12 protein-coding genes are annotated in these 13103 nt (G+C 36.1%); 9 read left to right on the forward strand and 3 right to left on the reverse strand.

Features of this window, described 5'->3' with window-relative positions; translation table 11 throughout:
* Nucleotides 1-13 precede the first annotated feature (13 nt).
* The 7 genes from HMPREF3106_RS07855 to HMPREF3106_RS07885 all read left to right on the forward strand — a co-directional run bounded on the left by HMPREF3106_RS07855 (nt 14) and on the right by HMPREF3106_RS07885 (nt 6215).
* Nucleotides 14-577 carry a hypothetical protein gene (locus HMPREF3106_RS07855; RefSeq protein ID WP_070445710.1) on the forward strand — a complete coding sequence of 188 codons (564 nt, stop codon included), beginning with the start codon at nt 14-16 and terminating at the stop codon, nt 575-577.
* A 149-nt stretch (nt 578-726) separates the two neighbouring features.
* Entirely contained in the window at nt 727-1170 is a 444-nt protein-coding gene (locus tag HMPREF3106_RS07860; RefSeq protein WP_070445713.1) for an NUDIX hydrolase, read from the forward strand.
* Nucleotides 1171-1183: 13 nt separating this feature from the next.
* A complete protein-coding gene (locus HMPREF3106_RS07865) occupies nt 1184-1999 on the forward strand; it encodes an AAC(3) family N-acetyltransferase (protein WP_070445716.1) in 816 nt (271 codons plus the stop codon).
* A 236-nt stretch (nt 2000-2235) separates the two neighbouring features.
* Nucleotides 2236-3012 (forward strand): hypothetical protein, encoded by a 777-nt coding sequence (locus HMPREF3106_RS07870; RefSeq protein WP_246827571.1) that lies wholly within the window; start codon nt 2236-2238, stop codon nt 3010-3012.
* Between the two features lie 21 nt (nt 3013-3033).
* On the forward strand, nt 3034-4044 hold the full coding sequence (locus tag HMPREF3106_RS07875) for a DUF6994 family protein (protein ID WP_070445722.1): 1011 nt from the start codon (nt 3034-3036) through the stop codon (nt 4042-4044).
* Nucleotides 4045-4055: 11 nt separating this feature from the next.
* A complete protein-coding gene (locus HMPREF3106_RS07880; RefSeq protein ID WP_070445727.1) occupies nt 4056-4703 on the forward strand; it encodes a hypothetical protein in 648 nt (215 codons plus the stop codon).
* Between the two features lie 3 nt (nt 4704-4706).
* Nucleotides 4707-6215, forward strand: coding sequence for a hypothetical protein (locus HMPREF3106_RS07885; RefSeq protein ID WP_070445730.1), 1509 nt, complete (start codon nt 4707-4709; stop codon nt 6213-6215).
* Nucleotides 6216-6255: 40 nt separating this feature from the next.
* Here the strand turns inward: HMPREF3106_RS07885 and HMPREF3106_RS07890 are convergent, their stop codons facing one another.
* The 3 genes from HMPREF3106_RS07890 to HMPREF3106_RS07900 are packed head-to-tail and all read right to left on the reverse strand — an operon-like array spanning nt 6256 to nt 8621.
* Nucleotides 6256-6648 carry a hypothetical protein gene (locus HMPREF3106_RS07890; RefSeq protein WP_070445733.1) on the reverse strand — a complete coding sequence of 131 codons (393 nt, stop codon included), beginning with the start codon at nt 6646-6648 and terminating at the stop codon, nt 6256-6258.
* Nucleotides 6629-7591, reverse strand: a complete 963-nt coding sequence (locus HMPREF3106_RS07895) for a phosphodiester glycosidase family protein (RefSeq protein WP_070445736.1) — start codon at nt 7589-7591, stop codon at nt 6629-6631. Before HMPREF3106_RS07895 ends, HMPREF3106_RS07890 begins: the two co-directional genes overlap by 20 nt.
* The gene (locus HMPREF3106_RS07900) at nt 7581-8621 is read right to left on the reverse strand and encodes a bifunctional glycosyltransferase family 2/GtrA family protein (protein WP_070445740.1); all 1041 of its coding nucleotides are present in this window, start codon (nt 8619-8621) and stop codon (nt 7581-7583) included. The genes HMPREF3106_RS07895 and HMPREF3106_RS07900 overlap by 11 nt, the downstream gene beginning before the upstream one ends.
* Nucleotides 8622-8959: 338 nt before the next feature.
* On the opposite strand from HMPREF3106_RS07900, the gene HMPREF3106_RS07905 reads away from it, so the two are divergent.
* Both HMPREF3106_RS07905 and HMPREF3106_RS07910 read left to right on the forward strand, forming a co-directional pair.
* Nucleotides 8960-12649 (forward strand): hypothetical protein, encoded by a 3690-nt coding sequence (locus HMPREF3106_RS07905; RefSeq protein WP_070445743.1) that lies wholly within the window; start codon nt 8960-8962, stop codon nt 12647-12649.
* 22 nt (nt 12650-12671) lie between these two features.
* Nucleotides 12672-13082 (forward strand): GIY-YIG nuclease family protein, encoded by a 411-nt coding sequence (locus tag HMPREF3106_RS07910; RefSeq protein ID WP_070445748.1) that lies wholly within the window; start codon nt 12672-12674, stop codon nt 13080-13082.
* Nucleotides 13083-13103 lie beyond the last annotated feature (21 nt).

Consider the following 13103-nt stretch of genomic DNA (forward strand, 5'->3'; position numbering starts at 1 on the left):
ATGGAGATAGAGAATGAAAATTAAAAAATTGGATAGAATAATGGGATTATTTTTTGCGATTTCAACAGTAGTATTGATTTATATATTTTTTACAAATCGAGATTTTTTTACATGGGCTTTTTCAAGACACCAAAATATTCTCAGTTGGTATATCAGACCATTGTTTATAATCCCAATTATTATTGGTGCTTATAAACAATCTTTTTCGATTTTGTTTATGTCGATTTTTGGCTTATTCACAAGTATGTTTTGGTTTCCAAAACCAGAAGTGGTGGATGAACAGGTTCATTTATTCTTAGAGTTTGAAAAGAACTATTTGACGAGTGGTTGGACAACTGAGAAAATAGTCGTTTGTACATTGATTTTATTATTCTTTATTTTTATGATTTATACTACTTGGAATCGAAAATGGGGACAATTATTATGGATTGTAATCGCTGGAGCTGTATTAAAGGTCATCCATAGTATCCTATCTAGCGGAGAAAATGGGATGGCGCTCATTAAACCAGCAGCTACTGGGTTAGTGATTTGTATAGTGATCATCGTCTTTATTAAGAATAAAAAAGAGAAAAAATAGTCGTTTTAACCAAAGAAAGTGTGAAAGTTCATATAGACGAATAGAGTACACCTTATCAGTAGGATAAGGTGTTATTTTTATGCTGAATTCGAAAGCATAAGAATTGTGCTATAATGGTTGTATTCATTTTTCAGAAAGAAGTGATGAACATGGATTTTAGAGTAATAGGAGATACTTATAGATATGGCGTTAGAGTATCGGCCATTGTAGTGAGGGAGGACAAGTTGCTCACTTATAAAGTAGAAGACCAGAATCACTTAGTGGGTGGGGCGATATTAGTCGGCGAAGCAAGCCGGAAAGCTGTAGCCAGAGAAGTGAAAGAGGAACTAGGTGTCGATTGTGAAGTCGAAGAGTTGATGTTCGTTGTGGAGAATCGATTTGATTATAAAGGCGAACTCCATCATATGATTGAATTTCATTATAAAGTGACTCTTCTAGGGGAGGTTCCATCTCATACATTGGATGAAGGAAAATATGAATGTGAATGGATAGACCTTCAAAGATTAAGTGAGCATGATATACGACCTCAATATTTAATAAAAGAATTACCCCTTTGGAAAGCTGGAATAAAACAGATTGATATAAGTTTATAATGGAGAACAGAAGATGTATAAATATATGAATGATTCAATAGAAAAGGGTCTTACTCCAGTAACGAGTAAAGATTTAGAACAAAAATTCATAGATTTGGGAATCAAGCAAGGTGATATTGTATTGGCACATGTTTCATTGTCGTCTATGGGATATGTGATTGGGGGCTCAGAGAGTCTTTATAATGCTTTGAGCAGTGTTGTTGGTGAAGAAGGGACAATTGTTGTACCTTCTCAGACTGTTGAAATCTCAGACCCTGTGAATTGGCACTATCCTCCAGTTCCTGTAGAGTGGCATGATAGCATTAGAGAGGATTTGCCACCTTATAACAAGAAATTGTCGTTTTCTAAATCAATGGGTAGCTTTAGTAATTTTATTGGAATTTTACCTCAAGCTATTAGAGGAGAACATCCTATGTACTCCTTTACTGCAATCGGTCATAGAGCGGCTGAAATTGCTCCAAATGAAGGGTTTGATTTTCCTTTTGGAGAACAATCGCCACTTGGGAAGATGTATGCGTTAAAGGCTAAAATATTAATGATTGGAACAAACTTTGAGACCAACACCTCTTTACACTTAGCTGAAAATAGATTAAAACGAGAAGTGTTGATAGAGAGAAGTAAAATTTCGACGACCAATGGAGATGAATGGATTGAATTTAAAAATGTAGATTTAGATATTTATGATGATTATTTAGAAATCCAGAAAGAATTTATGAAGACTCATCATGTTGGAAAAGAAACTCTGAACGGCGCAGAATTACTCTTAATCGATATGGTAGAATGCGTCGACTTTACAAGAAACTATTATATTGAAAGAAATCTAAAATAATCAGCGTAAGTATCGATATGCTATTTCTAAAACAAACCGGGGTCCTGTCAAAGGATTCCGGTATTTTTGTTTCCGATAAGTATTATGAGGAGAACTATTAGAGTTAGCTAAAAAAGGTAGTAAATAATCTTCCATAAACCATTGAAGCAACAATGGGAACGTGAGATAATGGGCTAAGACAGTCATTTTGATTGAAGATATAAATAAATTTGTAACCGCAATCATAGGCAGGCGGGTTGCTACTTCGGAGGAACGATATGGACTATCAATCAGTACGAAAAAAATATACGCTCTATACGAGATGCGCGGGGATTTTCGCAATTGTTCTCATTCTTTGCGTTCCGCTAGTAGTAAGTGAATTTTCGATACAAACGGGGAGCATTCTTGTGATTATCGCCGGATTAGTCCTTACCATCTATTTGATTAATAAATGGTATTTAACCACCGTGGAAAAATTGTTGCATGTGGATTTGGATTTAGCATCGTGGAGACAATATATAGAGATGAATAAAGAGGGAAAAAGAGCGGTCCTCCGATCAGGCGCCGCAACGTCGGAAGTTGCCTTGGCGTACATGACAGGGGACTTCGAGACGGCGATTCGAAAGGCCGAAGAAATCTTGAATCGAGACGGACTTCAACCGCAATTCCGAAATGTCTTGCAAATCTACCGGATTCGTTCAGTCGTGTTGAGCCAGCCGGAGTTGAGCCGTGAAGAGCTGGATGCGATGATAGGTGAGCTGACGATAACAGACCCTACGATGGCCGAGAAGACGCAAAAGATAAGTGTGGCTCTCTATGACTTAACGATTGCGAACGAGAGCAACGACTACTTCGAAACCTTAACAAACGAATACAAGTACCCACAGCTAGAAATCATCTATTACAAGGCGTTGAACGCTGCGATTAAAGGTGATAAAGATCGGGCAACAGAGCTGCTCAGACAGCTTGCAGGTGAAGATGAGAAATTGTATGTCGTGAGGATGGGGAAGGACGTATTAAATACAGGCAATTAATTTTTAAGTGGAGGTTTATTTATGACCGAGGGAATTAACGAACTTTATACTTATTGTGCATTGAATGAAGATAGGGAAAATATTGTTGCTAAAATTAGTGAAACTGTGGGTTGGAAGGAAGCTTATGTAGAAAGATTTACGACGTCATATGTTTCCGAATTACAAAAACCAAATTCGGTAAGAGCATTATATTGTGATCCGGACACTACTTATAAACAAGGTCTTAACCATCATTTTTTTGAGCAATTAGTTAATTTTTTAAATGTACAAGAAACAAAGTTTAGAGAACAATCAAGATTAAAAGGATTTTACAAATATATATTTGAAGAAGGAAAAGGGATTAAAGTTATTGAGGTCAGAAAGAATAAAACAAAAGAACTGTTTTATCTAAGATCGGACCAGTTAGGATTTTCTGCCCCAACTAACTTAAAAGCTCATCCTTATGATTTGTATATTAAGAAGAGTGAGAAACCAAAATGTGCAGTAGACCAGGTTGCCGATTGGATTATTTCTTCAAGAACTTTAGGGGGCTCTTTTCTTTGGCCGTTTTCATTTTATGAAACCTACAATATGAGAAGAGGTGGAACTATAAATTCTAATCGAAGTCATTATATACAGGATCGAGTGGATTTAACTTTGTGGGAAATTTATTATTGGTATAACAAAAACAAGAAATCGACAATAATGACAAGGGTTAGAGATGAGAAAGCAAGAGAAGATTTGAAGAAGTGGTTATCTCACTTTAAAGATTTTGAAACTTATATAGAATTTTTCTGCTTTGAGGCATTTGTAAGTAAAGAAAAATCAATAAAAAGTGCTAACCTTAGACCGATTAATATTTTAAGTAGTAAGGTTGAGGAACCTAAATGGGGTGAGAAAGGAGAAAATCCTAAAATTGAAATAACCTTAGACCTCGAATTTAATACTATTGCAGATATGTTAAAGGAACTAAACGATAAGATACTTAATCGTTCGAAAAACATGGAACAAATTATTGCTAGCAAGTGTAACAAAAATAGTAAAAGAAAATAGGAGGCATAAATATGCTAGGGGAAAAAACAACAAAATTGATTATTGTATGTGATGAGAAGACGTCGGAGTATGCAAACTATTTACGTCAGTTGGTGAGCATGAAAGATGATACATCTGACGAAATTATTGGAGTTAAGGACGGAACGGTTGAAGTCGCAGTGTGGCTTGAAAAGGACTATGTTGCTAATATGGCGACGATTTCTTCAAAAGAGCATATTCTTTTTATTGGTGAGAATAAAGTAAGTAAGAAAGAAACTCCGTCTATGTCAGTTAAGTTCGATAAGTTCGGAATGAAGTACGGTTGGTTAGGCAAACGTGCGATGATGATGGTATCGGACATTATCAAGGATAAAGAAACCTACGAACAATTTATTGAACTATGTCAAGGGTATGAGCACAAAATCGAAGCAATGTCACTAGAACGAGTTCGTAAGTATGAGGAAAAGGATGAAAACGAAAAAGGAGTCGTTGCTCTTATGAAAAATAAAGCAGCTACTTTGGCACAATTAGTGATAAATCCTATAGGAACTGCAGGGATATTCGGTGCTGTTGCAGGGATTAATATGCTGAAGGATCGTAAGAAATTAAGAGACCAACAGTATCGAGCGTTAACATCAATTTTATATACTGACGGATTGACAGAGTTTCTGGAGGGATAAGCTATGGAAGGCTTTAGAGAAGGCTATGATTTCTTTCAAAGCCATGCTGGTAATTTTGTAGGAGTATCTGAAGGTTTACGTTATGTTAATTCTGTTGAAAATGAAATTAGAGAGTTAGTCAAAAATCTAAATCAGTTTTCCTCAAACAAGGCAGATGTGTCTACACTTAAAGGTGATGTTGCAGAATTTTGGCATGCTGGCACATTTAATATCAACGCTGCAGTTAAAGGTTCTAATCATAGAGTAGAGGTTGAACGCAGTCATGAACTTGGGTCAGTAGATATAAGGGGTAAGAATTTCGAATCAGATTTTGGTCTTAAATACTATAAAAATGGTGCAGAGAGTGCCAAACAGCAAGCAAAAAGTATTTTTGAAAAATTTAGTGAATACAAATCGAAAGGTGGGAAAAAAGATTTAGATGGCTATCTTCAAGAGAGAGGCTATCCTGCTGACACAGTTTTAAGCGACCCTTTATATGCAGGTCAATATCGAGTAATACCTGCAGACCAATTGAAAGCTGCTACAGAATGGCTTGAAAGAAGAATAAGAGAAGAATCTGTAAAAAGGCCCGAAGAAGTTCGTCGTTACCAAGAGACACTTAATATGTTAAGGTCTAAAGTATCCGATAATAAAGGGAATGAATCAATCGAGTTGACGGAGACAGAGGCTAGAAAACTTGCACAACTTGCAAAAGAAGGAGATGTTACTTCTGAAAAGTTGCACCTTACAACGGAAGAGTTGATTCGATTTAAGGATATTCTCAGACAGTCTTGTAAAGCGGGGATGAGCGCTGCCGTTATAACAATGGTTTTAAAAACGAGTCCTGAAATCTTAAAAGCTATTCGTTATTTAATAGAGAATGGAAAAATTGATGAAGAACAGTTTAAAACGATTGGGTTCAAAGCGCTGACTAGTTCTAGCGAGGGGTTTATTAGAGGAACGGTTTCCGCTGCTATTACAGGAAGTTGCAAAGCAGGTTTATGTGGAAGTGCATTAAAATCTCTTGATCCTAGTGTTATTGGGGCAGCAACAGTTTTGGTAATGAACTCCATGAAGAATTCCTATAAAGTAGCTATTGGTGAAATGAGCAGAACTCAAATGGTAAATGAACTAATAAAGGAAATGTTTGTTAGTACGTGTGCTTTAAGTATGGGGGCCGCTGGACAGTCGTTTATACAGATTCCTTTACTTGGATATATGATGGGGAGTTTTGTAGGTTCTTTAGCAGGTTCAATCTTTTATGATGCAGCATACTCTCCAGTTATCTCGTTTTGTGTTGATTCTGGATTTACAATGTTTGGCTTAGTAGAACAAAATTATGAATTGCCTGAAGATGTTCTGAAAGAAATTGGAATTGAAGTATTTGAATATGAAAAATTTGATTATTCAAGTGTGGAGGCAGAAACATTCCAATTTGCTACATTCACTCCAGAAAGAGTTGAAGAAAAAAGAATTGATATGGTTTTCTTACGAAGAGGCGTAATAGGAATTAATTGCATAGGATATGTTTAACAACAACAAACCGGAGCCCCTTACAGGGCTCCGGCCTTTTTTATTTAACAACTGTCTTCTTGTAGTACATCTCTAACCCAAGCGCTGCAACGAGCAGCACCGCACCGACGGGTAAGTAGAGAGTCGGGTAGACGGAGCTGGTTCCGTAGATGTCGAAGACTCCTTTGAGGAAGCTGCCGAAGATGAAGGTGAGGACACCCATCTTGTAGGCTGCTTGTGCGTCTTCTGACTCCAGGAAGGTTTTTCTGGTCATTTTTGCTACGAGATTTGGCATGACTCCAAGTACGAGCGGGATCATAAAGAGCAAGTACATGAATGGGGAGTAGACTTGGTGGCTGAAGAATTCATACACCGTTCCGACGACGAGTGTCACCACCGTTGCTACTGTGTAGAATGTCAGTCCCGTTTTCTTTTTATAAGTAGACAATGTCACTCACCTCTCTTTCTTCGATATTTCGACCGTTTGTTGTCGGTTTGTTGATGATTTGTCCGTTAAAATACATGGTTGATGACCCGCCACCGTCTAAGTTATAGGCGGTAGTGACGTTCAATTCTTTCATAAATTCAGCTAATTGTTTTAACGATAAGCCTTTACTTTCGCTGGTTCGTCCGTCTGACACCACGAATACATACGTGTTGTCGTCGATAATTCCGATAGCAGTACGTGGGTTGCTCGCCATGGCTTTCCCAACTTCGTCTGAACTATCGACGGCTATTTGTTCGTTTTCAATTAACGCTGGGCCAAATGACAAGACTTGCATCGCGCCGTTGTTCACTAACTGTTGGGCTGTGATGTCGCCTTCTTTGATGATGCCGAAGCTTCCATCCTTGTAGATAACTAAGTCTTCTTGGTCGGCATTCTGGCTCTGGCTTCGTAACAGTTGTCCGTTACGAACGACGTATCCAGCATCTCTAGCGCCGTAGTAGTCTCCGTTAATCGCAAGGATCGCGTTCACGCTTTTAGCAGTCGTTGACGTCTTCGCGGTTACGTTTCGACCGTACGTTTCGTCGGCCAAGGCAGTCTTAATCGAGGCGTTCCCTTTGATTTTCACCGTTGCGACGTGGATTTGCGTGTTGTTTCGCTCGTACGTCTCAATCGAGATGGATTTCGTGTCGTCCTCGTAGGCCGTTGCCGTGCTCACGGTTGGCGTTGTAGAGGTAGTTGAACCACTAGAGTTACTAGACGTTCCCGTGCTGCTTGCGCTATTTCCTGTAGATGTGTTTGTTGCCGCTGCCGTTTCATTACTGAACTTTGCGAGGCTCTTAGAGATGAAAAGCGTATCAGCTATGATCATCCCTGAAGCCCCGATGAGGACTGCCGTATAAGCGGTCGTTAAGAGTTTTCTCAGTGATTTTCCTTTTTTGTTATTTGACATAATGCACACCTTTCTCTTGCCTGAAAATGACTTTCTTCTGTACAAACCAGTTAAAGAAGAACATCCCGATTTCGGTCATGATTTTGCCGATGAAGGGTCCGATACCCAGTCCGTAGCTGAGGCCCATGAGGATGAGCGTGTTCAGCGTTAATGAGAAGCTGGCGAGTAAAATATAGCCGCCGAGTTCTTTTAGAAACGGTTTGTCGCTGGCGAAGACGAACTTCTTATTCACGAAGAAGTTGAATCCTGCACTAATCATCCTTGCGACCACGTTAGCCGTCACGAGTGGTACGCCGATAAAAATCTGGAAGGCGTAGAGGGTATAGTCTAGAAAAAACGAGAGAATGGACGATAGGGCGAATTGGAAAATCTCTTTGTAAATTCTGAATGAATCACGAAGAGGATTAAAGTGTGACCTCTCATTTTTGTTCTCATAAATCGTTTGGATGTCTAGCTCGCAGAAAGGGCGTTTTTCTTTCGCCCACACCATCAACACATTCATTTCGTATTCAAAACGTGATCCTGAAATCTCTAGCATTTTGTCTAAATGCGTGCTTGAGAATCCACGAAGACCGGTTTGTGTATCGCTAAGTTTCGTCCCGCTGGTCATCTCGAAAATCTTTAAGGTAATTTTGTTGCCAAGGCGGCTTCTAAGTGGAACGTGGGAAGCGTCGAAGTTTCGAACTCCGAGTACGAGGCTGTCTTGTTCAAGAGTAGCTCGGTTGGCGATGCGCACGATGTCTTCGGGGCTATGCTGTCCGTCAGAGTCCGCGGTTACGATGGCTACTTCCTTGTCTGCGTTTGTTTCTTTAATGTATTGATAAGCCGTTTTGAGCGCTTCCCCTTTTCCTTTGTTTTCCGGATGCGTTAAAACAGTCGCTCCTGTGAGTTGGTTGAAGATAGGAAGATAGTTCTCCCCACTGCCATCATCCACTACGACGACCTCTAAGTTTTTGGCGATGAGTTGCTGCGTTAAAGGAATTAATTTTTCCTCTGGTTCATATGCTGGAATAATGACGATTGTTTTCATGGTTGTCACTGCTCGCCTGGTTGGGGAGCTTCTCCTTTCCGTTTGGTTAACTATACTTTGCACGACGAACCTAAAACCTACTTAAAAGAGGTGGAAAAAATTAAAAAAGCTCGGTAAGATAGAGAAAAGTAGAATTTGAAAATGGAACAAATAAGATATACGTTAAGGAGTGAAAGTGTTATACAAAGCTACTGGTGATGTTTTTTAGAGCAGATGATTTATGTTATGAACGTTTGACATGGTTCAGTGTATTACTCAGAAATAAAAGTGGAATAAAGAATATAATACCGGTGCTTAACACCTAGAGTATTAATTAACAAAGCTAATGGGGGAAGAAAATGGAAGAAATTTTGTTAGGAGAAGTAGTAGGAACTTTAATTTCAACAGCTAAAAACCTTTTTGAAGATAAAAAAAAGCGTTCTGAGTGGAGAAGGTTGATGAAAGAAACTGGAGGATATATTAAAACTTTCGAAAATGATAATAGCTCTTTTTTTAAAGATTTAGAATTAGTTTTATCAGAAGAAAATTTAAAGAAAATTTCAGAGGATACTTCAGTCAATAATGGATACGAATTAAAAGACAAGTTACATCAATCGTTTATGAAAGTAATGAATGATTATGAAATACCTCGAGAAATAGCGGAAAGCTATATTTCTAAAATAATTTCAATATTGTTAGATAATTTAGAACGGATAGATCCTGATAAATATAAAGAAGTGTATTTTCAAGATTGGAGAATGGAAGAAGGAGAAAGATTTTCTGAATTAAGTAATAAACTTGATAGACTAATGAGTGAAGTAAGCCAATCTAATTTGGATAAAATCAGAATTAATTATGCAGGAGAATTAGACGTAGAATTGAGGAGAAGTACTAATAATCCTTCAATTGGCATATCTTTTTTTAAAATCGATGATGAAGAGTTTCAAAAAGAATTTAGTCTTAGAAGATTAGACGAAATTATTTATGTTAGAGGAACAAGTAAAGAAGAAACTATTTATTGTATAATAAATGAATTATGGAGAATAAAGGATGGTCGTACTATTTATATAGTCAGAGATGTTGAATCGTGGAATAGAATTATCACTCATCAATGTCAGAATAATATCTATATACCTTGGTTTTATGCAGATGAAATTATTGCAATCCCAAATAACACTACAATTTTTGTTAGTAATGATGATTATCCATCTCCACAAAAAGATGCATTATATCTAAGGCCAAGAACAAGAGAAACTTTATCTGAATGTTTAAAAGAAGCAGGAATGTCATATGAAGAGATTTATGGTTTCTTAATTGATACTCATGGTTTATACATTCAAATGAAAAAGCAAATGTTTAAAGGAAAATGTTTAAGAACTCCAGTATGGGTGGAAAAACTTAGTGAACAAGCAAAAAAAACATGTCTACTTATTGGTAGTTGGGATGAGATTGAGGGAGACCAACTGATTATTGAAACTTTATATGGTGATACCTATAGTAAATTCTTAGAGGAAATATCTTCTTTTGTAAAAGGAGAGGATTCCTTCCTTTATAAGGTAAAACTCCATGGTAAGACGAGTTATTATTTATCTAGCGTGCAAAATGTTTGGACTTATCTCAATGTAGATGTTGACGAACAAATATGGAAGTCTTTTATCGGTGTTGCTTATGATATTATTAATGAATCGGAGAAAATGATGTCTTATCAGAATGTTGAAAAAATTATTGCGCAACTAAAAGGAGAACGATTATTTTGGTCGGAAACAATACGTAAGGGTATTTTAAAGACATTGCTTGTTAAAAGTACTCTTCAAAATGATATTGAAGCGAAAAACAATATTGAAAAACTAATTAGTAAGATACTAGATAATATTAATACAGAAGAACAATGGAAATATATTTCCCAATTGTGGCCTTATTTATGTGAAATATCTCCTCAAAAGATTCTAGATAAACTTGAAGAAAGCGTTAATGATGAAAATTCAGAACTACTGAAATTGTTCAGGCTTAAGCAAAATGGTTTATTCACAAAGCATTTTTATAAAAATTTTCTGTTGGGTTTGGAAATTTTCTTTTCGCAAAAAGATTATTTTTGGTCCGCATATAGAATTTTATTGAAATTGGATTCATATAATTTTCAATATAATTCAATTTCAACAGAAGACATAATAGAAAAAATACTATGCTCGAGAATGAATTACTCAGTTCTGCAATCTCCGGAAGATAAAATAAAGGGAGCGGAAGTAGCTTTTAATTTAAATAATCCTAACATTTGGAAATACTTAGCGACAGAAATTGACGATTCAACAATTCGTTATGTTTCGCCTCTGGAGTATCCAAAATATAGGTTTCATGAAACCATGACTATAGTTAATGAAGAGGATCTATTAAAAACGCAAATAGGCTATTTTAACTTATTAATTGAGAATATGGATTCTTCATTAGAACATTGCTTGAGAATGATAGAAATTTCTACGACAAAGACAGATGAAATTCGGAATTCTATCATAACAAATGTTTTAAACTATCTAGAGCATATGACTAGTGAAGAGGTGATGATTCTTAAGAATAAACTTCGAGAAATTATATTTGAGCATAGATATTATTCTTCTAGTTGGAGAGTGGATGAAGAAATACTTGAGGCATATGAGGAGTTACTTAATAAAATTTCTATTGAAATTCCAGAATATGATTATAGTTATTTATTTGTGAGAGTTAGGAATGTACCACTTCTTAAACCTATTTCTGTAGAAGAAGAGAATTCATATGAATTAAATGAGCAGAAAAAACAAGAGCTAATAATAGAAATGGTGAAGGAATTTAATAAAAACGGATACGATATATTACGATTAGCTCAGGTATGTGCGAAACAGAGCAATTCCACATTAGGAAAGTTTCTTGCAAAATATTGGAATCAAGGTAAATGGGATTTTTCTGTATTTAAAAGACTGTTGAAGTCCCAGCAATCAGGTGTTATGGCCATAGATTATCTAAATAATTTACAGAGCTACGATAAGGTTTGTTTCGATTGTATTATTGATTTCATGTTAAAAGAAAGGTATTCAGAAGAGGTTATTGCTAAAGTTTATGCGGTTGAAACGAGTGTAACAACAACAATACCTCTAGTTTCGGAGGCCTCAGAGTCTATCAAAAAAGAATATTGGAAAAACCGCATTTGTTTAAATTCGATTAATAAAGAATGGGCAATAAAAGAATGTAAAAAATACTCAACAATATCAGTTTACTTAGATTTACTTTATCGTATTCATCGTGAGAATCCTTTGTCTCCGGATTTGATTTTCGAATATATGACGGATATAGAATATATGCCTTTTGAGGATGAGAGAACGATGGTGAGTTATTATCTTGAAAAATTTATTAATATCCTACAAGATGCTTTCTATGACGATAGAGAAAAAAGCGTTAGAATTAGAAATATAGAATTTTACTTTATGAAATTATTAGGTTGGGAAAGTATGAGATGTTTCCAAAGGGAAATCAAAAATGAGCCAGATCTTTTTGGGTATATAATAGCAAAAAGCTTTAAAAAGGACAACGACGCAGAAGAACAACTCGAGAATATAGATGAATGGCAAGAAATTTATAATAGTGTTCATTTCTGTCCCGCAGAACAGAATGGATATGTAAATCAAGAGAAACTAGAGCGATGGATTAAAAAATATATTTTGATCCTAAAGAAAAATGGTCAAGAAAAACTTCTGTCAAAAACTTTAGGAAGAATATTTGCTTTTTCTCCAACTGGAGAGGATGGTCACTATCCTTGTGAATCTATTCGAGAAATGATAGAAAAATATGGAGACAACGAGCTGAGTAGAGCTTTTCAGCAAGAGGTTTATTACAGTAGGAACTGCTATACTCCTTCTGCAGGAAAAAAAGAACTCAAGATAAGTGAAGGGTATGTCGAAAATGCCCAATATTTAGATAAAGAATATCCTAAAACTGCGAGAATCTTTTATGAGTTAAGTGAATGGTATAAAATGGACGCAAGTATGCAAAGAATCGAAGCGGAGACGGATTTTAAAGAATAAAGAAAATATAAGGTGAATAAATATGCAAGTTATGATTGACAATTCTGTTTATTTGTATAAAAGAGGAGTATACGGATTGTTTGTAATTAGAAATGGTGTGAAAAATTGTGTATATGTAGGTAGGAGTGAACAAATTAAAAAAAGGATAGAAACTCATAAAACTAAAATAGAAAAAGGGAGACATTTAAAATCATTGTTAGATGCTTTTATAGATGATGAAGCAATTATTTTTGCTACGGTATTAGAGGAGGTACCCTATTGCTTTGATAATTATAGCAAAGATGCTCAGAGACTTGCTAGTGCTGAAAATTATTGGATAGATAAATTTCAATCTATGAATCAATGTTTAGAGCAAATTCCAGAAGGGAAAAGACCATCACTAAAGGAATGGGAAAAAATGAAAAAGTTAAATCTGAGTAATGAGTTACTCTAATGAAAAAGGTTCGGATAGTTT

This window comes from Granulicatella sp. HMSC31F03 (genome assembly GCF_001807725.1).
GTDB lineage: Bacteria > Bacillota > Bacilli > Lactobacillales > Aerococcaceae > Granulicatella > Granulicatella adiacens.